The organism is Leptolyngbya sp. ST-U4 (assembly GCF_039962215.1).
Classification (GTDB): Bacteria; Cyanobacteriota; Cyanobacteriia; order Elainellales; family Elainellaceae; genus Leptolyngbya_A.
On sequence record NZ_JAMPKZ010000037.1, the window covers coordinates 1 to 25,528 of the forward strand.

Consider the following 25,528-nt stretch of genomic DNA (forward strand, 5'->3'; position numbering starts at 1 on the left):
GCCAATACAGACCGCTTCGTCGGCAAGCTGCACATGAAGCGCGTGGCGATCGATCGTGGAATGCACTGCCACGGTTGCAATGCCCATCTCCTCGCAGGTTCGCAGGATTCGCAGGGCAATCTCCCCCCGATTTGCAATCAAAATCTTTTCAAAATGCATGGGTCGTCGGCTGAGGGATAGGGTCGTTGACCGCTTCCGAATTTCCGTGGCAGATGACGCGCTTACAGCAGCAGCACGGCGACAGCGACATTCTTAAACCGGGCTTCGAAAGTGATCCAGGAAATCATCGTATCACGCGACGGCTGAGGCGATCGGCGTTTCAGACCTCAGCTTGCAGCGCAGCCCGTCCCTGATCAAGGGCGATCAGCATGGCGCGGAATTCAATCTCTCGCTGGAGTCCGTCAATTTCAATCACTCGATCGCCCTCTACCGAATCACTCATTACAATTAGCAGCACCGGATCGGGCTGTTTCACCCATAGCGTTGCCTCGATCGCATCCAGGGAAATCTGGGCAAGCGGTTTGGTATTGCGATAAAAGGTGAGCCGGTTGCGGTTTAGCAGCAGATGCTCTTCAAAGCTGAGCCTTGCCCCCTGAATCAGCAGGACGAGCAGCGTGAAGCCTAACTCCAGGGCGATCGTCCATTTCCACGGTGGGATGAGCAGCCCGATCAGATCAAAGAGCGAACTACTCTCCCCAGGCGCGATCAGCAAGAAATGAAGAAATGCGCCCCAGTACACCATAAAGTTCGACATCCACAGCACAAACAGCAAAAATCCCGTTCTTTGCCCAATCTGTTGAATCAGCAGCCAACCACTAATCCACCGCCAGCGCGAAGAAATTTGCCACTGCTGCGCGGTTCTTTGCACCTGGATCGTTTTTGGAAATGTCTCAGAAAATTCGATTAGTCCGTCGGCTGGACTGCTTCGCATCATTCCCTCGTCGATCGGCTCCCAGGCAAATTTTCCCTGCCCTTCACTCTGCTTGAACGCGATCGGCACATGGAGCTGTCCTGCAAGCGATCGAGCAATATCAAGGGCACGGCTGACCTGCCTTTGCTCATCGACTAATAGCTCTGAGGCATCGCATAGCCGCAGATTGATTTGCCAAACCACGCCGAGCCGATCGTCAAACACGCCGCCGTAAAGTTCGCTGCGGTGAATCGTAATCTGTTCAATTTCGGTTTGCCTCAGCTTCAGATGATTGTGCTGTCCATCGGGAAGCTGCTGATCCCAAACCAGCCAATGCTCGCTGCCATGTAGGTGAATAATGCTGCGGCTGCCTGGCGATCGAAACCGATACCGAAATTCATACAGCGCAATCTGCCGATCGATCGTCCAGATCAGCAGAAAGGCGATCGTGATCGGCTGCTGTAATGTACCAAAGCGATAAACCATCAGTGAACAAACGCACAGCAGCAGAAAGAGCAACGCGGATAAAAGGCTGTCTGTCTGTTTTCCCTTGACCAGTTCAGCCCAGACCACTTGCAGCAGCAGCTGATAGAGGGCAGAAAATCCTTTTTTGATCAGGACGATCGGCTTCAGGAGTGGCGCATAGGCAGGCGGTTGGGCAAAATACGCGCTGCCTTGAAAGTGCATTTTAGGCGGCATCTGGGACGACATTTGGGGCGGCATGATTAGTTCTCACGCTTCAGGCGTTTATGTCAAAGATGCCCGAATTGCGATCGAAACATTAGCCAATGATTGTGACTCCACAAAGCCCAGCCTTGTATTTCTGGAATTTCCGATCGCTTTTATCTATCGAATCCGCCTATCTCGAATCCGCCTATCTCTAATCTACCTATCTGCTCAATTGATTCAACCAATGCTCAGCGGGCGATCGCTAAACCCTTGAACAAACCCTTGAACTGTTTTAATCTATTCGGGTTTTCCCGAATTCTGCTCGATCTTTTCGCGCTCTATTTATTAATGAAGGATGATTAATGAAGGGGAAATGAGGGGGATTTGAACCGCGTAAGCCACAGGTCTAATCCCCTTCCCATCGCTGCCTCAGCCATTTCCTCAATCAAGCGGATTCCATGCAAGCTCAAATTTAATTGGGACGAATTCTCGATCGGTTGAGGCTGGATACAATCGATCGCAATTGAAGTTGCTGCTGATGATGGAGGAGCCGCACGCTGCTAAGACCTTAAGCTAAAGCAGTTCATTGAGCTTCGCACCGTCCTGTGATGCTTGCGCTTATGCCATTCGGATGAGCTGTTATTGTTCACGGTCGCTCACTGTCACGGTTGCTCACTGTCGCTTAAAGGACACTCTCATGGCTAATCAAGACTCGCCAGCACACCCTTTAATTGTCGTGGGTGGTTCAATGGGAGCAATTCACGCATTAATCCAGCTATTGCAACACCTGCCAGACAAATTTCCCGCAACGATTTTTGTGGTGATGCACACTCAGGCACGTCAGTCGCTTGCACTTGCCCAGACGCTACAACCCTGGAACGAAATTCTAGCCTGTGAGGCGATTGATGGCGCGAGCATTAAATCCAGGCACCTCTACACTGCAGTACCAGACCGTCATTTGCTCCTGTCTCTAGAAGGAATGCGTGTGGTCATGGGTCCGAAAGAGCACGGATTTCGACCCGCAGTTGACCCGCTATTTCGCACCGCTGCTGAACACTACGGCAAGCGAGTCATTGGCATCATTCTTTCCGGTGGGCTTTGGGATGGGACAGCAGGACTCGCAGAGGTTAAAGCTCGCGGAGGCGTTACGATCGTGCAAGACCCCCAGCAAGCCCTGGTTCCCAGTATGCCCCAAAGTGCCATTAACTACGGTGTTGCTGATCATATTCTCCCGATCGCCGGGATCGCCCAGTTGCTCGTCACGCTCATTCAGCAACAGGCGCATGAATCAAAGAACGCGCTATGACCCAGAAAGAACCCAGACCCGATGCTGCTCATTTAGAACAGGACGCTCTTGAGCAAATGATGGCAACCAATTCGCCTGCTGGTCTAGGCTGCCCAGATTGCGGGGGATCACTGTGGCACGTGAACAGCGGCGGCATAAAGCGTTACCAGTGTCATGTGGGGCACGCTTTTCTTCCCGAAAGTTTGATCAAAAGCCAGGGAGAAGAAGTCGAACGGCAGTTGTGGACAGCGTTACGGTTGCTGCGAGAACAAGCTGTTGTGGCTCGTTGGCTGGCAGCAGAAGCGCGATCGCAAAAGCGTCCAGCCCAGGAGATCGAGCAGATTGTGGCACAGGCTGAGCAAGCGTTGCACCAAGCCGAGACATTGCATCAGATGTTGCTGAGTAGTTCGGTGAGTCCGGTATTGGAAACTCGTTCAGAGTCACCGATATCTGATCTGCCAATGAACCAGTGAAACGAGGCAAGTCAAACGGGGCAAATCAAACTGCCTTTTACCCCTGGACAAGGAAGGGCGATCGCGACGCTGCTGTACAGTCCCTTTTTAAAGAACCCTCTTTAAAGAAAATTTCCTCAATCTACCGAAGGTTAGAGGGTAGTAAAGCACTGCATCTAGAATACTGGGACAGGGCAGTTTTTGCGGTTCTGTTTTGTTCTACCTGTCCTAATTGATTCGCTCCCCAATTGTTGCCTCCCAGGATTGCTGTGTCTGCTTCCAACTCCCGTATTCTGATCGTTGATGATTTGATGGACAACTTATTTCTGCTGCAAACCGTTTTGGAGGCAGAAGGATACGAAGTTGACATAGCAGATAATGGTCGGTTAGCGGTAGCAATGGTGGAAGCCAATCCGCCAGACCTGATTTTGCTAGACGTGATGATGCCTGGTATGGACGGATACGAAGTGACGCAGGAAATTCGCCAGAGGCAAGACCTACCCTACATTCCAATCCTTTTAGTGACGGCACATGAAGAGCCTAAAGCGGCTGAAGGGCTGAATTTAGGAGCTAATGATTTTATTCGTAAACCGGTCGATTTTGACGAACTGGTGGCGCGGGTAAAAGCTTTTCTGCAATTCAAAGACAGAATGCATCCTGTCTGATCGCGATTAAAATTTCCCTTGCTGTTCCCAATTCTGGGGGAAACTGAACCATTGCTCCGTTGCAAAGTCCCCCAAGTTGACTCATGTAAGGGGCGATGCAGCACTTTTGATCCCTCTAAAGCAACCTCCTAAAGGAATCCGGGTCACAATCTATTCCTTCCAGTTCATTCTTTTTCTTACCCCTGACCGAAGAAATAGGGCTGAAGAAGTTTCACGATGTGAACTGAAAAATAAAATTTTTATCATGTCTGCGATTGATTCTTTTAATTCTTCGCACTTTCCCGCCCCTTATATTCTGGTTGTGGATGATATCGAAGACAATCGAGCACTGCTGCAAGTGCTACTGGAAGGTGAAGGGTATGTGGTCGAAACTGCGTCAGAAGGCTATGGTGCGATCGCCAAAATCGAACGCCATCCTCCAGACCTGATCGTGCTGGATCTGATGATGCCTGGCTTAGACGGCTGCGGCGTTGCCGAGTGGCTCGCACAAAACTATCCATTTATTCCGGTTCTGGTGGTGACGGGCTGTTCTGAGTTTCCAGATTTCTGTCATCGATATCAATTAGTTGCTGACTGTATCCGAAAGCCAATTACCTTTGAGGAGTTGCTTGAAAAGACGCGAGCTTTTGCAGCAGCCTCACAACATCGCAGGCAATCTATCTATCACTTTCTGGATCGAAATTAAGCCAGGGGTCAGAATCAAACTTAGTCTTTTGTAAGATGAACCAGCGCAGCGTAATGCCTGATGCTCGAAGGCTCACTGCGTTACGGCTTTACCTAACACACCCTACGGTTAATTACTGAGCGATGGTTCAGTTTCCCCGGGATTGGGCGCAGTTCGAATCATCGTATCGCTTTTCAAAAGTCTGATTAGACTCGATCGCCGCTCAACTGTCGCTACGGTAGGCAATATCGTAGACAAAAGGTGATGGGAGAACTGTAATGAGCGAACTATATCATTAGGCGAACTATATAATGAGCGAACTACGATAGACGAACTCTAATGGGCAAACTAATGGGAATGGGCAAACTAATGGTCAAACTGTGATAGGCAAACCGCGATCGTTTACTTTATTGCAAGTGTAAGAACCAGTAGTGTCTATATATTGCTGATTCAAATCTTTATGGACTTGAGAAACTGGTTTCTTGCTCCCGATTGCCCTGTCGACAGAGCTGCTTCCCATCGCCAGAGTTTAAAGATTGCGCGAGTTGCCAGTGGTCTGGTCGTGCTGTTGGGATGCCTGGTTCTGCTTGGCTGGAGCTTGAATCTCGCATTTCTAAAGAGCGTGATTCCAGGGTCGGTGTCTATGAAGGCGAATACAGCCCTTTGCTTTATTTTGGCTGGCGTGTCGCTGGGGCTGCAAACTCGAACCCGCCGCTCTGCCACGACTTCCCTTGCAACAGGCTGTGCAGTTGCAGTCGGTGCGATCGGTTTACTGACGAGCAGTCAGTACGGGTTCGGCTTCAATCTTGGGATCGATGAACTGCTGTTTCGGGATACTCCGCTTTCTCCGGCAACGTCTCATCCCGGTCGCATGGGCATCAATACCGCTATCAACTTTGTGCTGACGGGTGCCGCCCTCTGGTTATACAGTCAGCGAGAGAAACTAAGGCAGCGATCGCATCAGCAAGCCAGGTTCGATCGCATCACTGTGGCTCAAAGTTTAACGGCGGCTGCGGGTTTAATTGCGCTACAAGCGATGGTGGGCTATGCCTATAGGGTTCAAGTGCTGCATCGGGTCAGCAGTCTGACCACCTCAATGGCAGTTCATACTGCGTTCGCGTTTATCCTCCTTTGTGCAGGGATTCTGGCACTGGAAAGCGATCGGGGACTAATGCACACCCTGACTCGTCGAGATTCGATTGGAAGTGATGTCGCCCGCCGATTTGTGCCTGCCACGATCGTGGTGCCGCTGGTTCTGGGGTGGGTCTTTTTACAGGGGCAAGATTCAGACGCTTATGACCCAAACTTCGCGCTGTCGCTGCTGTCTCTATCGCAGATTGCTGTTGCGCTGGGGTTAATTTGGCTGAGTGCTGGCACGCTCGATCAGCTTGATCAGGAACGCAAGCAATCTTCCGAACGGCTGCGCCTCAGCGAGGAACGACTCCAGCTTGCTTTGCAAGGATCAAAGCAGGGAATCTGGGATTGGAATCTCATCACTGGGGTTTTGACCTGGGACGATCGCTGCAAAGAAATTTTTGGACTGCCGCCCGATGTTCCCGTGACCTGGGCATGGCATCTCGACGCGCTGCATCCTGACGATCGCCAGCGAGTGTCTCATGCGGCTGCGACTGCGTTACGCGATCGCGCTGAGTTTGACGAGGAGTACCGCATCTTTCAACCGAACGGCACAATGCGTTGGGTACTGGCACGCGGACAAGGATATTCTGACGCTGCTGGGGAACCTTGCCGCATGTCAGGGACGGTTCTCGACATTACCGAGCGTAAGCACATCGAAGACGCTCGCAGAATCGCCGAACTCAATGACCAGTTCCTCAACGACCTCGATTCGCGACTGCGCCAGCTTTCCGATGCGGACGCAATGGAATGGGAAGTGGTCAGTCGATTAGGCGAATACCTCAAGGTCGATCGCTGTCTGTGGCACAACGTTGACCTGCAAGCAGATATCATCACCGTCGAGCAGGATTGGCGATCGCAGGCAGAAATGCCCAGCATCGTTGGCACGTATCGCTTATCCGAAATGATGTTGCCCAACATAATTCATCAATACCAGCAGACCAGCCACCCTGCTGTCGTTCGGGATGTTGCAACCTGTGAGCATACTGCGCCTTTTGCTCAAAACTATAGGGGGCTGGGAATTCATGCCTTTGTCGCCGTTCCCTGCGTAAGAGCAGGACGCTGGGTTGCCCATCTTACTGTCAATTCCGCCGCCGTGCGCTCGTGGCGATCAGATGAAGTAATGCTCCTTCAGGAAGTGGTGGTGCGGCTCTGGCCGCTGATCGAGCAAACGCGAACGATGCAGGCTTTGCGCGACAGTGAAGAGCGGCTGCGCCTGGCTTTAAGGGCTGCGAACCAGGGCTTGTATGACCTCAACGTTCAAACCGGAGATGCGATCGTCAGCCCCGAATATGCCTTGATGCTAGGGTACGATCCAGAAACCTTTGAGGAAACCAACGCCAGATGGCGCGAACGCCTGCACCCCGACGACTGGGAACCCGTCAGCCGTGCCTATGAAGAATACATTGCTGGGAAACAAGATGAGTATCGGGTTGAATTCCGGCAGCGTACAGTCAGCGGCAGCTGGAAGTGGATTTTGTCGCTGGGCAGAATTGCTGCTTGGGATGCTGAAGGAAACCCGCTGCGGATGCTGGGCACGCACACTGACATTAGCGATCGCAAGCAAGCCGAACTCGAACGTGAAGAACTGCTTGCCCGTGAACAGGTCGCCCGCCAGGAAGCAGAGCGGGTAAACCGCCTGAAAGATGACTTTTTCTCTGCCTTGTCCCACGAACTGCGAACGCCCCTCAACCCAATTCTGGGCTGGACGAAAATGCTGCAAGGGCGCAAGCTAACTCCCGAAAAAGTGGCTCATGCACTGGAGACGATCGAGCGCAACGTGCGACACCAGATTCATCTAGTCGATGATTTACTGGATGTCTCGCGGGTGATTCAGGGCAAGCTGCGGTTAAGCTTTTGTCCGCTCGATTTGACACTCATTCTGACTGATGCAATCCAAACGGTGGAATTTGCCGCGCAAGCAAAATCTGTCACCCTTCAGTTCAACCCTTCAGAGCCGATTTACACGATGGGCGATGTCGATCGGCTGGGACAGGTCTTCTGGAATCTGTTCTCGAACGCTATTAAATTTACCCCAGAGGGCGGTCAGGTTGAGATTCAACTGTCGGTTTCTCAAGACGGCTTCAGCCGCTTTGCTCAGGTTTGCATTGCTGATACTGGAATTGGGATCGCGCCTGATTTTTTGCCCCATGTTTTTGAATACTTTCGTCAGGCCGAGGGCGGCTCAACGCGGAAGTACGGCGGCTTAGGGTTAGGGCTGGCGATCGTGCGGCATTTAGTCGAACTGCACGGCGGCACAATTACCGCAGATAGTCCTGGGCTAGGACAGGGTGCAACGTTTATCGTCAAGCTGCCCCTGCTGAACGAAGGCGATCGCTTTGAGCCAACCGATTTTGGCAGGCAAGCGGCAGACGACGGAGACAGTCATGGCTCAGCTGCCCAGGCTGCATCGCCCCCGGACGCGATTGCTTTATTCTCTGGGATGACCACTTCGTTCGGTGCTTTGGCGGGCGTTCGCATTGTGCTAGTCGATGACGAGCCAGATAATCTAGAGCTGCTGCGCTTTTTGCTCACCCACGAAGGCGCAATTGTCACTGCCTTTACCTCGCCTTCAGAAGCATTGCGGCACATTGCCCAATCTCCGCCCGACCTATTAATTAGCGACATTGGAATGCCAGAGCTGGATGGCTACGAGTTCATTCAACAAGTTCGATTATTGCCATCGCCACAATTGCAGGCTATTTCAGCGGAAGCTACACTGCCAAAGACGGAAGCTGCACTGCTGCCAAAGGCAATTGCACTCACCGCTTTTGCCCAACCCTCCGATGAGCAGCGAATTCTTGCAGCAGGCTTTCAAGCATATCTCCCGAAACCGATCGACCCGCTTCAGCTCATTGCAGCCGTCAAACAGATTTTGTCTCAACCCTGACGTTCAACCCTAATCCTCAAGCGAATAGAGCATTGCGCGCCTTCTTGGAAGAATCCATTTAATAAAAAAATGGGCAGAAAAAAATGGGCAGACAAGATTTGTCCAACCCACCGTGATGTCTGTAACGTGATGTTTGTAATAGGGCGATCGATGCTCAATTCAGACTCTTCATCCGCAGAATCGATCGCCTAACGACAGAATAAGCGACAGAACAGGGCATAGAACAGCCGGAAATTACATCATTCCCATGCCGCCCATGCCGCCCATACCACCCATACCACCCATGCCGCCCATGCCACCCATGCCGCCCATGCCGCCCATATCAGGAGCAGCGGCTTTCTTCTCTGGCTTATCGACCACGAGAACTTCGGTGGTGATCACCATGCCTGCGATCGATCCGGCATCTTGCAGCGCAGAGCGAACCACTTTAGCAGGGTCAATAATTCCGGCAGCGATCAGGTCTTCATAGGTGTTGGTCAGGGCATTGTAGCCGTGGTTGAAGTCCATATCCCGGACTTTCTCGACGACGACAGAGCCTTCTGCCCCTGCATTGTCTGCAATCTGACGCAGTGGAGCCTCGATCGCCCGCAGCACAATGTCTGCTCCGATCTGTTCTTCTACGTTGAGGGTTTGCTTGAAATCTGCCAGATTCTTAGAAACGTGCAATAGCGTTGTACCGCCACCAGGCACAATTCCTTCTTCAACAGCGGCTTTGGTTGCATTGAGCGCATCTTCCAGGCGCAGCTTCCGATCCTTTAGCTCCGTTTCGGTTGCAGCTCCCACTTTAATGACGGCAACGCCGCCCACCAGTCGCGCCAGTCGCTCTTGCAGCTTTTCGGTGTCGTAGTCAGAATCGGTTTCTGCCAGCTCACGCCGAATTTGGGCAATCCGCTTTTCGAGGGCGGTTTTGTCGGGGGCTTCTGCCACGATCGTCGTCGTATCTTTAGTGATGGTGACGCGCCGCGCCGAACCCAGCATTTCTGCGGAAATGTCATCCAGGCTCAAGCCAATATCCGGTGAGATGACCTGCGCGCCAATCAGAACGGCGATGTCTTGCAGCACTGCCTTGCGTCGCTCACCAAACGACGGAGCCTTGACTGCCACCACGTTCAGCACACCGCGCAGCTTGTTCACCACGAGCGTTGCCAGAGCTTCGCCTTCGATGTCTTCGGCAATCAGCAGCAAGGGTTGTCCGGCACGAGCAACGCGCTCCAGTACCGGAACGAGATCTTGAATATTGCTAATCTTTTCGCTGGTCAGCAGAATCAGCGGATTTTCCAGCTCCGCGATCATTCGCTCTGCATCGGTGACGAAATAGGGCGAGATATAGCCGCGATCGAACTGCATCCCTTCCACCAGTTCCATCTCGGTTGTGAGGGACTTGGATTCCTCGATCGTGATCACACCATCCTGACCAACTTTGTTCATTGCCTCAGCAATCATGCCGCCCACTTCGGGGTCGCTGCCTGCTGCGACGGTCGCCACCTGCTCGATCGCATTGCCTTCAACAGGCTTTGCCACATCTGCGATCGCGTTTACAAGCTGAGCGATCGTCTTCTCAATGCCGCGCCGCAGCGCGACCGGATTGCTGCCTGCCGCCACGTTGCGGAGTCCTTCCCGGATGAGTGCCTGCGCCAGCACGGTTGCGGTCGTGGTTCCGTCGCCTGCCAGGTCTTTCGTTTTTGAAGCAACTTCCTGGATCAGTCTTGCGCCTGCGTTTTCGAGCGGGTCTTCTAGCTCGATTTCTTTGGCGATCGTAATTCCATCATTCACGATTTGCGGTGCGCCGTACTTGGCTTCTAGTACCACATTTCGACCCTTCGGACCTAACGTAATCCGCACTGCATCTGCTAGCGCATTAACGCCGCGCTCCAGTGCCTTCCGCGATTCCTCGTCGAATACTACAATTTTGGGCATACTTCTCTACCATTGCTCCATTGTTGAATTTAGCACTCCAGGCGATCGAGTGCTAATTTTGAATGGAGGGAAATCCGAACTTTAGTGTTTAGAGCTTACCCCTGGCTGCGTTTGATGTCCTCGATCGCTTGCTGAAGGGACTCGATTTCGCGGCGGAGGCGATCGACTTCGCTTTCCCCAGTTGCGCTGATAGAGTCAGAGGGCTGCGGCGGCACGTTGACCGCTCCCTGATTGGTGCGCGGATAGTTGCCTGTTTTGATGCGGCGATAGTCTTCTGAGGTTGCCCAGTCCTGGAGGTATTTCACCCGTTCCACAGTAAACGGATGGCTCAGTGCGCCCTCAGAAATATTGTTATACAGCAAAAATTTGTAGACCTGGTTCAGTCCGTCCTGGTCGAGCTGCTGATAGCGATCGGACTGGCGAATAAATTCTTCCAGGTTTAGCTCGCTAGCATAGCGGACGCTTCCCCCCGCAACCCGCATCATGGAATGGAGGATTGGGTTCAGGTCATCGGTGACGAGCAAGGCTGCGCGATCGGCAGAGAGTTCAGCTTTTCGCAGCCATTCATAAAAGGCGGCAATCAATCCGGTGCTGATCAGGCTACTCAGCCCAAAAGTTGCTCCCGCCAAACCAAAGACCAGATTAATCGCCCAGAGTGCCATTTGATTAAGCGTGGTATGTCCGCATTTGATGTGTCCTAGCTCGTGAGCAATGACCGATCGCAATTGGGCTGCTTCCATCAAATCAAGCAAGCCCGAACTCAGCACCATACAGGGGCGTTCCTGTCCCAGCGCATAGGCATTGGCGATCGGAGATTGGGAGACAAATAGAATCGGCTCTGAGCTAACATCCAAATCGCGCACCGCTTCTTGAAAGATCTGATAAATCGAGGCGTATTGACGTGGACCGACCTCGATCGCATTCCCGGTTAAAAAGACCTGCCTCGGACGCTCGTAGATAAATTCCACAAACTTTCGCGCCACCAGATCAAAGCCGGGAACACTCCGCAGCGTTTGTTCTGCCTGAATATCAAGCGGATGGCGAAAAGCAGTGCTGGAAATTCCAGAATAGGTCGGCATAGGTTAAGCGGCGGTTAAAAGTTGGGATGCTTCAGCGTTAGCGTAGCGCAGCGATTCCTTCAGCAACAAAGGTTACAGCTCGTCAGCTAGTCCAACACACTGCTCAGACATCCTCTCACTTTATTCCTTCTGAGGGATCTCTCGCCAGAGTCACTCTTCAACACTAAGAAGTGAAGTGCCAGAGAAACCCACATGACTTCCAGCGAATCCAGTCCGTCAAATTCAAATCCGGTATTCAACACGCCGCAGCCGACTGAGCTACAGTCCGAAGAAACAAGAGAAGCGGTGCTAGAAAGGCTAGCTGCCCATCAAAGCCAAGAATCAGACGCGATCGATCCAGAATCAACGCCCAATCCAAACGCAAAAGATGCCGCCTTCCTCGATAATGTGGATGGGCTGGAGAACCGCCATATTACCCGGTTAGACAGTCCTCCAGGTTGAGTAGTTTCACTAGCGAAGAGCCTGACTGGAATTTCGTTCGAAGTTCGATTGCAGGGTTAACGCCAGATCTGTATCAGGTTCTACCACTACCACTTCGACTTCCCGTCTGTCGCGCAGCAGCACTTCGCCCAGCACGCCGACTCCAGCTCCACCAAGAATTTCCAGGAAGTCAATACTGCCGAAAATTTCTCCCAAAACTGCGCCTGCGGCTGCCCCGATCGCCGCTCCCCGGAAAATGTTGGGATTGGTGCGGCGGCTCACGGTTTCGGTTCGGGTGATTACATCCGAAGTAGCATTGATCGCAACGGGTTCTGCGTCTTCAAATAAGGTAATTTCTTCAGCCACGAACTGAGTGCCACCCGATGCAGGCTTCAGCTCTCCCTTAATCTGGCTGCCTGCCGGAATGAGCACACTGCCTCTGGTGCTAGTGATATCGCGAGCGACGGTCAGCGTCACGGGCACGGTTTCTTCTGGAGTCAGAACGATTTTCTCTGATTTGTCATAGCGCACCGGAATCTGTGTTCCTACGGCAACCATCGGCGTACGCCAGCTATCGGGGAATCGCTGGGCGATCAAATATCCTTCGGACGAAGCGGCATCAGATTTGGCGATCGACAAGGGAAGGGCGACTGTTGAAGCGGCAATGGTTGCCAGAGTAACGGCTAAACCAGACTGCCAGGGATGAGAAAGCTGCATGGGTTCCTCCAAAATCGAGATCAGTTGAGATCCGCATCTGGATGCTGTTGACTTCAGCAAAACCAGAAAGTTCCTCAATTTTGCTCTAATGTACCCAAATTATTCCTAGCGGGATGGTGAGGCATCAGCAACTACTTCCCGACAGCCTGCAATGCCCAGAGCAGGGTTTTGGCGATAGGCAGCTTCGGGAACCCAGATGCGCACTCGGCGATCGGCAGCGATCGTATAAAGATAGTCCACATCCGGGTGATAGTCTACGCCCACCTTGAGATTCGAGAAATCATCCTCGCAGAACTCAAAGCCAAACCGCACCACCATTTGAGCCACTAAACACTCTGGCGTATCGCTCGCTTCTCCAGAGGCATCCCGCTCCTGCCAAAAGGTTTCGAGAAACGGGGTGAGAATCGCCAGCACCTTGTCCGGTGTTCCTCTGCGGCTGGCATAAACGATCGCTGGATTCCCTTCAACAATCAGATGATACGATTCTGACATTGGCTTACTCCTGCTCGATTCCTGACTGAATTTCTGATTATCTGATTACAAGGTTTGACGCTACTTCTGAGAAACACGGTGCTGGAGTCGATCGGCAGTCCGTAAAATTTGACCTGCCAGCACTGCCGCCCCAAACCCGTTATCAATATTCACCACACCGATTCCGGCGGCGCAAGAATTCAGCATGGTCAGCAGAGGCGCGAGTCCGCTAAAGCTGGCTCCGTAGCCAATACTGGTGGGTACGGCAATCACCGGACAGCCTGCCAACCCTGCCACCACGCTCGGCAACGCCCCTTCCATCCCTGCCACCACAATCAGCACATCCGCATCTGCAATCACCTGCCGATTGCTCAACAAACGGTGAATTCCTGCCACGCCCACATCCCACAGCCGCTTCACCTGAAAGCCCGATAGCTCAGCTGTCACCGCCGCTTCTTCTGCTACTGCCAAATCCGCCGTTCCTGCCGAGAGCAAGGTAATTGTTCCTGGATAGCGGGGTTTGAGATCCGGGGGAACGATCGCCGCAATCCGAGCCAGTCGATAATATTGCAACCCTGGCACGCGCCCCTGAATCTGCCCATAAACCTCCGGCTCGATCCGCGTTGCCATCACGAGGGGGTTTCGCTGCCGCATCGTCTGCATGATTTGCACAATCTGCTCTGGCGTTTTGCCCGGTCCCCAGATCACTTCGGGAAAGCCCGTTCTGAGCGATCGATGGTGATCGAGATTGGCAAATTCATCAACGGGTTCAAAATCAAAATGCTTGAGCCTGTCCAGAGCCGCTTCGGGACTTACCGCGCCTTGGGCGACAGATTGCAAAAGATGGTGGAGAGCTTCGGGGGAGGTCACAAATCGTAAAAAGGAGAACAGTCACAGTTCTTTCCTATTCTACTGGGAGTGCGATCGTGCCGGTGACTTTAAGCGTTTAGAGGTCTTGCCCTGGTAGAGGATTGGGAGTAAATTCGTGCTGTGGTTTAGAAGAGCCGATGACTATCGCCTTCAGGAAGCCCCTAATCTGCGATCGTCTCCAGCAAGCTAATTTTCGATGAGCTAATTTTCGATGAGCTAATTTTCGATTTGCTTTTGCCCGATGCGCGGTTCCGTTCCTGCCAAAAGTCGCCGGATGTTTGCTTGATGCCGCCAGATTACAAAGAGCCCACCAACGATCGCCATGAGCTGATAGGGCAGCGGATAGCCCAGACCGATCATCAGTGCCATGCCTACGATCGCCGCAATAATCGATCCCAGTGACACAATGCGCGCCAGTGCCAGCACGATGCTAAATGCTGCCAGTGCCCCCAGCCCAACCTGCCACGACATCGCCAGAAGTACCCCCAGTCCGGTTGCTACGGATTTGCCACCCGTAAACTGAATCCAGACTGAGCGGCTGTGTCCCAGCAGTGCCGCCAGAGCCGCCAAAGGAACCATCCCGTCTAACCAGGTTTGTGGATCAATGCCCGCAGGCGCAGCAGTAATTATAGGCAGCGAGAAAAACCAGCGCGTGAAAGCGATCGCCGCCACACCCTTGCCGATATCGATTAGCAACACGGCCAGAGCCGGAAGTTTGCCGATCGTTCGCAGCACATTCGTTGCGCCTGTCGACTTAGAGCCATGTTCGCGGATGTCGATGCCCTTCAGCAGCTTTCCCGTCCAATAGCCCGTCGGAATCGATCCACAAAGGTAGGCAACGAAGAGAACCAGGACGCTGTATCCGAACCAAACCGCCATGACGCTTGCTCCTGCTGAATGCAATTCCAGTGTACAGCGATCGATTCCTCAAAAATAAGCTCAAAAAATAAGCCTCATGCCCGCAGACACAAGACCTATTTTGTTTCAATCATTCAGGGTTGCCTTTTAGAACAGGCGCGAACTATCGCGAACTATATCGTTCTTCTGCCCAGGGTTCGCCGCGATGGTGGTATCCGTTGCGCTCCCAAAAACCCAGATCGGTGCGATCGAGGAATTCCAGCCCGTTGATCCATTTGGCACTTTTCCAGGCGTACAAATGAGGCACAACCAGGCGCATCGGTCCACCATGGTCGGGCGGCAGCGGCTCGTCAAACAGGGTATGGGCAAAGAAGTTTTCTTCGCGCAGGAAGTCTTCCATTGAAATGTTGGTTGTGTAGCCGCCGTAGCAATGTTCCATCAGGTGAACTGCCTTCGGATCGACTTCGATCTGCTGCATAAAATCGGTGACTTTGACCCCACGCCACTTCACGTCTAGCTTCGACCAAGTGGTGACGCAGTGAAAATCAGCGGTGAACTCCGTTTGCGGCATTGCCATGAAGTCCTCCCAGGTGAAGGTTTTGGGAGTGGCTAAGCCCCAGACTTTAAATTCCCAGGTATTAATATCAACCGTTGGCGTTTGTCCGTAGGTGAGTACGGGAAAGCCGCTTGCAAGATGCTGTCCGGGCGGAACACGGTCTTTTAGCTCAGAGCTTGGTTTTTGGAAGAATTTGCCTAGCATAAGCCCAGTAGAGGTAAGTGAGGGAAAGACTGAACTTGCGGTTGCCGATGCGATCGATCACCTATGACCGAAATCTTTTGACTAGAAGCTAATCTTAGATCAAAAATACAAACGCGGATGGCTGAACGCAATGGCTGCATTGCGCTAGGTACACGAGTTTTAACTGCACCGGCTTTAACTACACCAGTTTTAGGCGCAGCAGTTCTAGCCGTCCCTCTACTGTCAACCTAGCCCTACTCTTCTTCCTCTTCCTCGTTCTGTGGATAGACGAAGCTTGTGGAACGACCTGTCAGCACAGACTTGCCCAGGGACAATGCTTTTTGCGCTGCGACAGAAGCTTTCCGCTTCCAGGTGGCTTTGCGCTTATCGCGCTTGGATTTCGAGGTTTTCTTCTTAGGAACTGCCATGGCCGGGAGAAACCGCAAATTACACTACAACCTTTCTAGTTTAGCAGCAGTCGGGCGATCGAGTTCAATTGTTTTTCGGAAAAACTCACCCCCAAGCCAAACAGGTAGACTGGATGAGAAACGGCAACAGAAAAACAGCACTCCGGGCACTCATGACAATTTTTACGCTGCGATCGGTTTCCAAAGACTTTGGCATCAAAGAAATCCTTAGAGATGCCAGTTTCAGCCTGGAAGAAGGCGATAAGGTGGGGCTGATTGGCATCAACGGTTCCGGGAAATCGACGCTGCTGAAAATGATTGCCGGGCTGGAGCCGATCGATCGCGGCGAGATCTGGAAAAATTCGGGCACAAAGATTGTCTATTTACCGCAGCAGCCCGACATGGACGAAGACCGCACGGTGATTGATCAAGTGTTTGCCGACGGCGGTGAACAAATGACGCTGGTGCGCGAATACGAAGAACTTTCTGACAAGCTCACCCACGGGCACGGTGACCCAGAGCGGCTGATGGCCCGGCTGACTCAGGTGACAGGAAGAATGGAGGCGATCGGCGCGTGGGATGCGGAAAACAATGCCAAGAGTATTCTGAGCCAGCTTGGAATTCAGGACTTTGAAGCGCGAATTGGCGATCTGTCGGGCGGCTATCGCAAACGAATTGCCCTGGCATCGGCACTGCTCTCTGAACCGGATGTGCTGCTGATGGATGAGCCGACAAACCATCTGGACGCGCTTTCGGTCGAGTGGCTGCAAAGCTATCTCAATCGGTTTCGCGGCGCGCTGCTGCTGATTACCCACGATCGCTATTTTCTCGATCGCGTCACGAATCGGATTATTGAACTTGATCGGGGCGAGCTGTTTAGCTATAGCGGCAACTATGCCTACTATCTGGAGAAAAAAGCCGAAGCCGAAGAAGTCGCAGTCAGCAGTCAGCGCAAACACGCCGGAGTGTTACGACGCGAACTCGAATGGCTCAAACGCGGACCCAAAGCCCGCAGCACCAAGCAAAAAGCCCGGATCGATCGCATCCGAGAAATGCAGGGGCAGGAGTTTAAGCAGGCGCAGGGTAAGGTTGCCATTTCTACCGCAGGTCGGCGGATCGGCAAGAAAGTGATCGACCTGGAGAACGTGGGGAAGGCGTTTGGCGATCGTGTTTTGATTAAGGGCTTTACTTACAGCTTTAGTCCTGAAGATCGGGTGGGCATCATCGGCAGCAACGGAGCCGGAAAATCGACGCTGATGAACATCATTACCGGGCGGCTGGAGCCAGATGGGGGCAAAGTTGAACTGGGGACAACGATTCACATTGGCTATTTCGACCAGCATTCCGAGGATGTGTCGATCAACGAAAATCAGCGCGTGATTGATTATCTCAAAGGCGTTGCAGAGCTGGTAAAAACGGCAGACGGCAGCATCATTACGGCTTCCCAAATGCTGGAGCGATTTTTGTTTCCGCCGAATCAGCAGTATGCGCCCATTAATAAACTTTCGGGCGGCGAAAAGCGACGGCTCTTCCTGCTGCGGGTGCTCATGGCTGCACCGAATGTGCTGATTCTGGACGAACCGACGAACGATCTGGACGTGCAGACATTGGCGGTTTTAGAAGAATATCTGGAAGACTTTAACGGCTCTGTGATTGTGGTTTCTCACGATCGCTATTTTCTCGATCGCACCGTAGACACCATTTTTGCCTTTGAACCAGGCGGCACCCTGCGCCAGTATCCGGGCAATTACACTACCTATTTGGACTTCAAAAAAGACGAAGAGCAGAATACTGTGGTGAACGGGGCGGAGAACAGCACAAAGAATCGTTCCGCACAATCTGTGAATGCACTTGAGAAAGAGGCGGAGAAATCGGCAGATCGATCGCAGCAAAACGGAAATTCTCGCAAACTGTCGTTCAAAGAGAAACGAGAATACGAAACTTTAGAAGCGCAGATTCCTCAGCTTGAAACTGAAAAAGAAGAACTCGAAAAACAGCTTTACAGCAATCCGCCCAGTGACTATGCCGAGATGCAGCAGCTCACGGAAAAGTTAGCCCATTTGAGTCAGACGATCGACTCTGCAACAGAACGCTGGTTAGAACTGGCTGAACGTTTAGGATAACGAACGGGATAACGAACAGAGGATGGGATTAGTCCAGTCTCAGCCATCTTTCCAGTATCCGCACTAGCCAGCGACAGTTTTCTTCGCCCAACCCTTTGCCAATAAAGATCTCGGCTCGACCCACTTGCAGGACGACTACCCTGGCATCATATCGGTGTTTGCCGCTGCCAAAGGTTTTCATCGTTTGAAAAATATCTTCAATGGCATGGGTTGGAGCTGCATCCATTGAAATCAATCTGCCAAAGGGACGCTTATAGATTGAAAAGTTTTGGCGATCGAATTCGACAAAGGTGGGCAGGAATTCCCAGTAGACCATTACACAAATCAGCAAAACAATCAGGAGCGCAAAGAACACCACTGCAGGCATTGCGATCAGCGCTGGCAGAACCGGACTGAGGATGCGTCCGACGACCATCAGCGCAATTGCGATCGGGACGAGCATGAAGAGCTGCAAGCGATTCGTTCCAGGGATGGTAATCAGCAGGTGTTCCGGGCTTTGCTGCACAGTAATATCTGCCCCGGTGGGTGCAACGAACGATCGCGTTTCGATCATTTCCTCAATTTTCTCAGGCGGCGATAACACGGGTTTAACCCGATGCACAGGCTGAGAAGATTCAAACTGTAACGCGGTCAGTGCCGCCCTTGCAGCCTGGAAGCGATCGCCCACATCCGGTTCTACCAGTCTGCTGATCCATTGCTCGAAGCTGGGATTGAGGCTGACGCGATCGGCAAACTGAATCCGTAAATCTTTCTGGGGCAATTCAGCCGGAGACAAACCCGTCACCAGATGGATCAGCGTTGCCCCCAATCCGTACAAATCAGAAGCCGGAACTGCTCGCCCGCCAAACTGTTCAATTGGCGCATAGCCATAAGTCCCGACGATCGTGAACGTTGCCCCCTCTGCCGCAGCCCGATCCTGAACTGCCCCAAAATCCACCAGATAAAGCCGATCGCCCTCACCCAAAATCAAATTACTGGGCTTGATATCTCGATGCAAAACCGGAGGGCTAAGTTCATGCAGATAGCACAAAAGCTTCAACAGACTGGTGGCAATGTGCCGCACCTGGGTTTCGCTAAAGTGTTTTCCCTGCTGCAACAGTTGCTTGAGCGATTCTCCTGGCAGATAATCCTGCACTAAGCCAAACCAAAACAGACGGTCTTCAACCGTGAAGGAATCCCGGTATTTGGGAATTTGGGGATGATTGAGCTGCTGCAATACTAGAGCTTCCCGCTCAAACAGCTTCAAATCCTCCCACTGCATACTGTCGCCCAGAGACAGCAGCTTGATCACCACGGGTTCTGGAGGTTGCAGCACAAGGTCGCGAGCGAGCCAGGTTTGCCGCCCAGTTGTTTTTCCAAGCGGGCGATCGAGTTGATAGCGTTCTTGAAGAATCTGTCCAGTTTGCAGCATAAGCGATCGAGGTGCGTTGAAGCGGAAGAAGGAAAAGCAATCAGACTGTTGCGAAAAAGTTGCTAAGAAAGAGTTTTCCCCAGCACTCTGCTAGGAGACACAGGATGAGGAGACATAGTGCTTTTTTCAGATTGCTTGTGAGCGCATTACGAGTCTGGAATTCGATCGCTTCGAGAATCCTTTGAATGACTGGATCAATGATTAGATTCAGTACAGCTCTAGACAATGCAGGTTTGAATTCGTGAGTATGTTCCTGAATCGCCTCTGATCCACCGCGAAGAATCGCTTCCACTTGATTTGTTGGCGCATTGCCACAACGCAGCCATACGGCCTTCGGCGGTGAACCATACAGACGGCTTCTTTCTGCAAAATCTGCATCCTGTGACGATACAAAAGTCGTTTGCTCTAGCTTCTGCCAGCAGTCGATCGCGTTCTAGTTCAGCTCGTTTGTGTTCGGTGATGTCGATCGCTGCCAGAATTCCATAATCGGGGCGAGGAGGCTGAGTCGATCGATCAAAGAAAACCTGTTTGCGAACGCTCAGCCATCGCACCTCCCCGGTTTGCCAGAGGACGCGATGTTCGTGGGCGAGGTAGCCTTTCCCTGCCGGATCAAGCACCTGCTGCATCATTTCCAGCAGTTCTCTGCGTTCTTTGGGGTGGAAGGTAGCAAATAAAAGGTCTGTGGAAAACTCTCGAAAACTCTGATCGCTCTATGCTGTCTGTACGCCTTATGTAGCGGTCTATTCAGGCATCTGGTTTTACTTTTCAGAAATACAGGATCATAAGGCTCGATGATGCGGTTATTCTAAGAAGCAAGTTCAAGAGGTTCATCTGTACCTAACTCAACTAGATCGCGACTTTACCGACCTAACGACATGGACAGATTGTGATCAGAGAGAGTTCGTACGATCCGATCAGTGGCTTTCGATACTCTTTGATCAGACCAGGAGAACGATTCAGTTTCACCTATTACATACGGAGGATCACCATGAGGCGATTATTTTATCCACCCTGACAAAAAAATCGACAGCCCCAAGAGATCAACCCTGTGCCATCGATTTAGTGATTAATAATGTTGTGTCAAGACTAGCACGGGTTGATTGACTGGGTGAGTTTTTTTGACGTTCCAACGCAAATACTTACCTTCAATTAATTCAAAATGGAAAACATTTCTGATTTGTACAATCCTAAGATTGCTGAGTCTAAATCTGCGTCTGTTTCTGCTCCTGCTTCTACTTCAGCTAAAGAGAGTCAGCCTGCACTGATACCAAGTGAAAGTGTCCAACCTTCCTTCAATATGGTTGCGGCTCGATTTATCGATAAGGCGGACAGTACAGCAATCCTGCTCATAGTTGTTTTTAGCGGAACAGCTTTGCTTTTCTATGTTGTGAGTTCTTTCGTTCTTCGTCTTGTGAGCGACAGGAAGTAAGGCGGTAGAGACTTATAGGGGCATTTCTGCCCCTGTCGATACTTATCGACTCTGGACGGTGATAGCTTCGGGCGTGAGTCCTTTTGAAACTAGAATCTGGACTGCGTTGCAAATTCCCATATCTGGGTGTCAGTTTGCTCTGCTAGCTTATGAAGCTGAACATGACTGCAATCCGAAAAAATATCTGACAGCCGAGTTACAAGCTTGCGGCTCAAATTTTGATCAAACAATAGCTTCAAATCGTACCTACCGAAGCAACAAGACGATGTTCACGATCGGCAGCAAATTCTAAACAAGCTCTGATATCGGTTTCTGTCAGTTCGGGAACATCCAAAATCTCAGCATGAGACATTCCCGCCGCCAGCCAGCCCAGGACATCATACACAGTGATCCGCATCCGCCGGATACAGGGTTTGCCGCCTCGCTTGTCTGGCTCAACGATCGAATGGGTTTCAGCAAATTTTGACCTGATTCAGTAATTCCCACGATATTATCCAAGGAATAGGGTCGTTCAATTGCCACTCCATTTATCTATGCAAAAACGAATGTTTCGCCGCCAATTGATCCGGTTTCTAATTTCGCTAACGGCTGTGACGGTGACTGCGACTGCTTGCGGTTCTCAGTCTGGAACGGATACAGGCTCAACAGCAAATGGAGGTCAGTCAGGCACTCAGCAAAAGGTTGGCGTTGTTTTAGGCACGGGCGGCGAAAATGACAAGTCGTTTAACGAATACACGCTAAAGGGAGCCAGAGAAGGTGCAGAGGCTGCCGGAATGGGATTTTCCTACGTTAGCCCAACGAGCAACAGCGATTTTGAAAAGAACATCGAAACCCAGATTTCTGAAGGCGCGAATCTAATCGTTTCAGTGGGTTTCCAGATGGGCGACGCGACGGCGGCGATGGCAAGAAAGTATCCCGACGTGAAGTTTGTGATCATCGACTATGCCTACGCCCCAGAAAATGGCGGAGCTGACCCTTATCAGGGCGACCTGAAAAACGTCACCAGTCTCATGTTTGCCGAAGATCAGGCGGGCTACCTGGCGGGCGTATTGGCAGGCTGCGTCAGCGAAACGGGCAAAGTTGCCACGGTTTCCGGGATGGAGATTCCGCCTGTGGTGCGGTTTGTGCAAGGCTTCCAGAGCGGTGCGAAGTCGGTGAATCCCAATATTGTTGCCTATAACCAGTACATTCCTGACTTTGGCGACCCGGCGACAGGAAAATCGGTCGGGCAGAACTTTATTAGCCAGGGTGCGGACGTGATTTTTGGCGTGGGCGGCAACACGGGCAACGGTGGACTGCTCGCAGCGAAAGAGGCAGGCAAGAAGGCGATCGGCGTAGACGTAGACCAATATCTCTCTTACCCAGAAGTGAAAGACGCGCTGATCACCAGTGCCGTGAAAAATATTGATCTGGCAACCGCAAACGCCGTGAAGGAATTTGCTGCGGGTCAGATCCAGCCGGGAATTCAGCAAGCAACGATCGAGACAGGTGGAGTCGGCTTGGCTCCCTTCCATGAATGGGACAGCAAAATTTCCCAGGAGTGTAAAACGAAAGTGACTCAGGCAACCGCAGCCCTGAAAGCCAATCCCCAGCTATCAGGAGCGAAATAGCGTGTCTGCCGTTCTGGAAGCGCGAGGGATCAGCAAGCGATACGGTCGGGTGCTGGCAAATGATGCAATCGACTTTATGGCGCGATCGGGCGAAATTCATGTGCTGTTGGGCGAAAATGGCGCAGGCAAAACCACGCTGATGAACTTGCTCTACGGCTTAGAGCGTCCTGATAGCGGCGAAATCTGGGTGGATGGAAAACCGATCGTCCTTACCAGTCCCAGAGATGCAATTCATCACGGTATTGCCATGGTGCATCAGCACTTTATGCTGGTTCCCGTGTTTACAGTGCTGGAAAACGTAGTGCTGGGCGTGGAGCAAACTCGCGGGCTGAAGCTGGGCAAGTTGGGCAGGCTGGAACGGGGAAAACCAGAGCGACGGATTCGCGATCTGGCAGCTCAGCTCAGCCTCGATCTGGATCTCAACGCCAAGGTTGCCGACCTTCCCGTCGGAATTCAGCAAAAGATTGAGATTATCAAGGCACTCTATCGCGGCGCGAGAATCCTAATTCTGGACGAACCCACTGCCGTCTTGACTCCTGCTGAAACCGCAGAGCTGTTTGATCTGCTGCGAAAACTGACTCAGCAGGGCTTGTCGATCGTCATGATTACCCACAAGCTAAAAGAAGCTCTGGCAATCGCCGATCGAATCTCCGTGATGCGCCAGGGTCAGATGGTAGGCAGGGTTAATCCGAGAACGGCAACCGAGGCAGAGCTGGCCGAACTGATGGTCGGACGCAAAGTGATCTTGCAGGTCAACAAGCCCCCCGTTCAGCCCGGGGAACCGATCGTCATTGTGCGCGATTTGCGAGTCTTAGACGATTACCCCTCCGGGAAACTGCGAAGCAACCGCCAGCACATTGCCGTGAACGAGGTCAGCTTCACGATTCGCGCCGGAGAAATTCTTGGCATTGCCGGAGTCCAGGGCAACGGACAAACCGAACTCTCGGAAGCCTTAGCAGGTCTGCGTCCGGTAGCATCGGGTCAGATCACGTTTCTCGGTCAGGAGATCACGACTGCCAGCCCTCGGACGCTGATCGATCGCGGCTTGGCGCACGTCCCCGAAGACCGGGGCAAAAACGGCATCGTCAAATCCTACTCCCTGGCAGACAATATCGCCCTCTGCACCTACTACAAACCTCCTTTCGCCAAGGGATTGCAGCTCCGAGAAGGCGCGATCGTCCGCCAAACCACCCGCTTGATCGAAGAATTCGACATCCGCCCCGGCAACCCCAACTATCCCGCAGGCTCGCTCTCTGGCGGCAACCAGCAGAAGCTGATTATGGCAAGGGAACTCTCCCGCGACGCCAAATTTCTGATCGCCTGTCAGCCCACCCGTGGGGTCGATATTGGCGCGATCGAGCTGATTCATTGCCGCATCATCGAAGCTCGATCTCAAGGAATGGCAGTCCTGCTGATTTCCTCCGAATTGGACGAAGTGCTTGCCCTCTCCGATCGGGTTGCGGTGATGTTTCAAGGACGCATTATCGAAACTTTGTCGATCGAGCAGGCTTCTCGCGATCGAGTGGGGCAACTGATGGGCGGCAGTACCCTTTCCTGACGAAGCAAAAGATTCAGCATATAAACCCAAGGGAACCGAGCCAATCATTCTAAGTTTCAAAGTCCCCCAAAGTTGGGGGATTTAGGGGGCAATACAGCACTCCTCACTCCCCTCAAACACCCTCATCTCCCCACTCATCTACCCCTTTCCCACCCGTGCCCTCTACCCTCAAACCCTACCTCCGCCAATTCGGACTTCCCCTCCTCGCCATCCTGACCGCGATCGTCATTACCGTTCCCGTGATCGGCTTTGCGCTGGACTGGAACTGGGCGAAAATTGCGACGGCCTATGGCGGATTACTGGATGGAGCCTTGTTTAAGCGATTTGCCTTCGCGAATACCTTGGTGGCGGCGATCCCGCTGATGTTCACCGGGCTTGCGCTTGCCCTGGGCTTTCGGACGGGCGTGTTTAACATCGGCGCACCGGGACAGTTTTTGATTGGCGCGACCTGTGCGGTTTTTGTGGGATACGCGATTCCCCTGCCACCCCTGATTCACCCGATCGCCGCACTCATTGCCGGGATAGTCGGAGGCGGATTGTGGGGCGCAATTCCCGGATTTCTAAAGGCGCGGTTTGGCTCCCATGAGGTGATCAATACGATCATGCTCAACTACCTTGCATTTTTCTTGCAGGATTGGCTGGTCAAGAATCCGCTGAAAGACCCCAATCCGGCAGTCATCCGCACTCCAGAAATTTTAGCAACGGCAGAACTGCCCCGCTTTTACGATCGCCTCCATATCGGTTTATTTCTGGCACTGCTAACTGCGTTTGGCGTCTGGTATCTGCTGAGCAAAACCACGCTGGGCTATGAGCTTCGTACGGTGGGCAGCAACCCGGAGGCGGCAAAGTATGCAGGCATGAAGCTGGGACGACTCACGGTTCTCAGTCTTGCTTTATCGGGCGCCTTGGCAGGGCTGGGCGGCGCAGTACAGATTTTGGGAGTTGATCGCGCGATGCCTGTGCTGTATTCCAGCGATTACGGCTTTGATGCAATTCCGGTGGCTCTGTTAGGGCAGAATCAGCCGATCGGCGTGGTGCTTTCTGCGATTTTGTTTGGCGCATTGCGAAATGGCAGCGACCTGATGCAGCTGCGATCGGGTGGCACGGTAGCGCGAGAAGTGATTTTTATTGTGCAGGCAGTGATTCTCTTATTTGTGGCAGCTCCGGCGATCGTGCGCTGGCTCTATCGGCTGAGATTGCCGCAAAGCGAGATCGAAAAAGAAGGTGGACTGACGCGAGGATGGGGCTAA

At 52.4% G+C, this 25,528-nt stretch carries 26 protein-coding genes and 2 pseudogenes; 13 read left to right on the forward strand and 15 right to left on the reverse strand.

The window, feature by feature from the left end; all coding sequences use genetic code 11:
* Window positions 1-159, reverse strand: a 159-nt coding sequence (locus NDA02_RS24835; protein WP_348256137.1) for a biotin carboxylase N-terminal domain-containing protein, incomplete at its 3' end; no start/stop codon positions are given.
* A gap of 26 nt (window positions 160-185) precedes the next feature.
* Here NDA02_RS24835 and NDA02_RS24840 point away from each other — a divergent pair.
* Window positions 186-353 carry a hypothetical protein gene (locus NDA02_RS24840; protein ID WP_190794516.1) on the forward strand — a complete coding sequence of 56 codons (168 nt, stop codon included), beginning with the start codon at window positions 186-188 and terminating at the stop codon, window positions 351-353.
* On the opposite strand, the gene NDA02_RS24845 is transcribed toward NDA02_RS24840, so the two are convergent.
* Window positions 320-1,633 carry a hypothetical protein gene (locus NDA02_RS24845; protein WP_190794515.1) on the reverse strand — a complete coding sequence of 438 codons (1,314 nt, stop codon included), beginning with the start codon at window positions 1,631-1,633 and terminating at the stop codon, window positions 320-322. The genes NDA02_RS24840 and NDA02_RS24845 overlap by 34 nt on opposite strands.
* On the opposite strand from NDA02_RS24845, the gene NDA02_RS24850 reads away from it, so the two are divergent.
* The 6 genes from NDA02_RS24850 (at window position 1,632) to NDA02_RS24875 (ending at window position 8,669) form a co-directional block, all read left to right on the forward strand.
* Entirely contained in the window at window positions 1,632-1,853 is a 222-nt protein-coding gene (locus tag NDA02_RS24850) for a hypothetical protein (RefSeq protein WP_190794514.1), read from the forward strand. The two genes, NDA02_RS24845 and NDA02_RS24850, sit on opposite strands and share 2 nt — an antisense overlap.
* A 423-nt stretch (window positions 1,854-2,276) precedes the next feature.
* Complete coding sequence (locus NDA02_RS24855; protein WP_190794513.1) at window positions 2,277-2,885, forward strand: chemotaxis protein CheB; 609 nt, start codon at window positions 2,277-2,279, stop codon at window positions 2,883-2,885.
* Window positions 2,882-3,337, forward strand: a complete 456-nt coding sequence (locus NDA02_RS24860) for a hypothetical protein (protein ID WP_190794512.1) — start codon at window positions 2,882-2,884, stop codon at window positions 3,335-3,337. The genes NDA02_RS24855 and NDA02_RS24860 overlap by 4 nt, the downstream gene beginning before the upstream one ends.
* Before the next feature lie 248 nt (window positions 3,338-3,585).
* A complete protein-coding gene (locus tag NDA02_RS24865; RefSeq protein WP_347277933.1) occupies window positions 3,586-3,981 on the forward strand; it encodes a response regulator in 396 nt (131 codons plus the stop codon).
* Between the two features lie 244 nt (window positions 3,982-4,225).
* On the forward strand, window positions 4,226-4,666 hold the full coding sequence (locus NDA02_RS24870; protein WP_190794511.1) for a response regulator: 441 nt from the start codon (window positions 4,226-4,228) through the stop codon (window positions 4,664-4,666).
* A 439-nt stretch (window positions 4,667-5,105) separates the two neighbouring features.
* Window positions 5,106-8,669 (forward strand): PAS domain-containing protein, encoded by a 3,564-nt coding sequence (locus tag NDA02_RS24875; RefSeq protein ID WP_348256127.1) that lies wholly within the window; start codon window positions 5,106-5,108, stop codon window positions 8,667-8,669.
* Window positions 8,670-8,903: 234 nt separating this feature from the next.
* Here NDA02_RS24875 and groL read toward each other — a convergent pair whose 3' ends face one another.
* Together groL and NDA02_RS24885 are read right to left on the reverse strand one after the other, a co-directional pair.
* Window positions 8,904-10,586, reverse strand: coding sequence for a chaperonin GroEL (gene groL / locus NDA02_RS24880; RefSeq protein WP_348247951.1), 1,683 nt, complete (start codon window positions 10,584-10,586; stop codon window positions 8,904-8,906).
* 95 nt (window positions 10,587-10,681) lie between these two features.
* Window positions 10,682-11,665 carry a M48 family metallopeptidase gene (locus NDA02_RS24885; RefSeq protein WP_190793088.1) on the reverse strand — a complete coding sequence of 328 codons (984 nt, stop codon included), beginning with the start codon at window positions 11,663-11,665 and terminating at the stop codon, window positions 10,682-10,684.
* A 192-nt stretch (window positions 11,666-11,857) separates the two neighbouring features.
* Between NDA02_RS24885 and NDA02_RS24890 the strand changes: the two genes are divergently transcribed.
* Window positions 11,858-12,106: a hypothetical protein gene (locus NDA02_RS24890; RefSeq protein WP_190793089.1), complete on the forward strand. Its 249-nt coding sequence runs from the start codon at window positions 11,858-11,860 to the stop codon at window positions 12,104-12,106.
* Window positions 12,107-12,115: 9 nt separating this feature from the next.
* Here NDA02_RS24890 and NDA02_RS24895 read toward each other — a convergent pair whose 3' ends face one another.
* The 6 genes from NDA02_RS24895 to rpmF all read right to left on the reverse strand — a co-directional run bounded on the left by NDA02_RS24895 (window position 12,116) and on the right by rpmF (window position 16,168).
* A complete protein-coding gene (locus NDA02_RS24895; RefSeq protein WP_190793090.1) occupies window positions 12,116-12,802 on the reverse strand; it encodes a hypothetical protein in 687 nt (228 codons plus the stop codon).
* Window positions 12,803-12,907: 105 nt separating this feature from the next.
* On the reverse strand, window positions 12,908-13,294 hold the full coding sequence (locus NDA02_RS24900) for a histidine kinase (RefSeq protein ID WP_190793091.1): 387 nt from the start codon (window positions 13,292-13,294) through the stop codon (window positions 12,908-12,910).
* Window positions 13,295-13,354: 60 nt separating this feature from the next.
* Complete coding sequence (gene larB, locus NDA02_RS24905; protein ID WP_348247953.1) at window positions 13,355-14,143, reverse strand: nickel pincer cofactor biosynthesis protein LarB; 789 nt, start codon at window positions 14,141-14,143, stop codon at window positions 13,355-13,357.
* A 216-nt stretch (window positions 14,144-14,359) separates the two neighbouring features.
* On the reverse strand, window positions 14,360-15,022 hold the full coding sequence (gene plsY, locus NDA02_RS24910; protein WP_348256128.1) for a glycerol-3-phosphate 1-O-acyltransferase PlsY: 663 nt from the start codon (window positions 15,020-15,022) through the stop codon (window positions 14,360-14,362).
* Between the two features lie 142 nt (window positions 15,023-15,164).
* Entirely contained in the window at window positions 15,165-15,761 is a 597-nt protein-coding gene (locus tag NDA02_RS24915; RefSeq protein ID WP_348247955.1) for a sulfite oxidase-like oxidoreductase, read from the reverse strand.
* Between the two features lie 233 nt (window positions 15,762-15,994).
* Window positions 15,995-16,168, reverse strand: a complete 174-nt coding sequence (gene rpmF, locus NDA02_RS24920; RefSeq protein WP_190793095.1) for a 50S ribosomal protein L32 — start codon at window positions 16,166-16,168, stop codon at window positions 15,995-15,997.
* 152 nt (window positions 16,169-16,320) lie between these two features.
* Here rpmF and NDA02_RS24925 point away from each other — a divergent pair, with 152 nt between their 5' ends.
* Entirely contained in the window at window positions 16,321-18,270 is a 1,950-nt protein-coding gene (locus NDA02_RS24925) for an ABC-F family ATP-binding cassette domain-containing protein (protein WP_348256129.1), read from the forward strand.
* 28 nt (window positions 18,271-18,298) lie between these two features.
* Here NDA02_RS24925 and NDA02_RS24930 read toward each other — a convergent pair whose 3' ends face one another.
* The 3 genes and pseudogenes from NDA02_RS24930 to NDA02_RS24940 all read right to left on the reverse strand — a co-directional run.
* Window positions 18,299-19,681, reverse strand: coding sequence for a serine/threonine-protein kinase (locus NDA02_RS24930; protein WP_348256130.1), 1,383 nt, complete (start codon window positions 19,679-19,681; stop codon window positions 18,299-18,301).
* Between the two features lie 40 nt (window positions 19,682-19,721).
* Window positions 19,722-20,108: a DUF5615 family PIN-like protein gene (locus NDA02_RS24935; protein WP_348256138.1), complete on the reverse strand. Its 387-nt coding sequence runs from the start codon at window positions 20,106-20,108 to the stop codon at window positions 19,722-19,724.
* Between the two features lie 16 nt (window positions 20,109-20,124).
* Window positions 20,125-20,361, reverse strand: a pseudogene (locus NDA02_RS24940) (PAS domain-containing protein); the annotation flags it as partial.
* Between the two features lie 479 nt (window positions 20,362-20,840).
* On the opposite strand from NDA02_RS24940, the gene NDA02_RS24945 reads away from it, so the two are divergent.
* On the forward strand, window positions 20,841-21,110 hold the full coding sequence (locus NDA02_RS24945) for a hypothetical protein (RefSeq protein ID WP_348256131.1): 270 nt from the start codon (window positions 20,841-20,843) through the stop codon (window positions 21,108-21,110).
* A gap of 107 nt (window positions 21,111-21,217) precedes the next feature.
* Here the strand turns inward: NDA02_RS24945 and NDA02_RS24950 are convergent.
* A pseudogene (locus tag NDA02_RS24950) lies at window positions 21,218-21,349 on the reverse strand (DUF5615 family PIN-like protein); the annotation flags it as partial.
* The gene (locus NDA02_RS24955) at window positions 21,346-21,582 is read right to left on the reverse strand and encodes a DUF433 domain-containing protein (protein WP_348256139.1); all 237 of its coding nucleotides are present in this window, start codon (window positions 21,580-21,582) and stop codon (window positions 21,346-21,348) included. The pseudogene NDA02_RS24950 and the gene NDA02_RS24955, both read right to left, overlap by 4 nt.
* 73 nt (window positions 21,583-21,655) lie before the next feature.
* Here NDA02_RS24955 and NDA02_RS24960 point away from each other — a divergent pair, with 73 nt between their 5' ends.
* The 3 genes from NDA02_RS24960 to NDA02_RS24970 all read left to right on the forward strand — a co-directional run bounded on the left by NDA02_RS24960 (window position 21,656) and on the right by NDA02_RS24970 (window position 25,528).
* Window positions 21,656-22,720 carry a BMP family ABC transporter substrate-binding protein gene (locus NDA02_RS24960; RefSeq protein ID WP_348256132.1) on the forward strand — a complete coding sequence of 355 codons (1,065 nt, stop codon included), beginning with the start codon at window positions 21,656-21,658 and terminating at the stop codon, window positions 22,718-22,720.
* Window position 22,721: 1 nt separating this feature from the next.
* Complete coding sequence (locus tag NDA02_RS24965) at window positions 22,722-24,278, forward strand: ABC transporter ATP-binding protein (RefSeq protein ID WP_348256133.1); 1,557 nt, start codon at window positions 22,722-22,724, stop codon at window positions 24,276-24,278.
* A gap of 155 nt (window positions 24,279-24,433) precedes the next feature.
* Window positions 24,434-25,528 carry an ABC transporter permease gene (locus NDA02_RS24970; RefSeq protein WP_190791105.1) on the forward strand — a complete coding sequence of 365 codons (1,095 nt, stop codon included), beginning with the start codon at window positions 24,434-24,436 and terminating at the stop codon, window positions 25,526-25,528.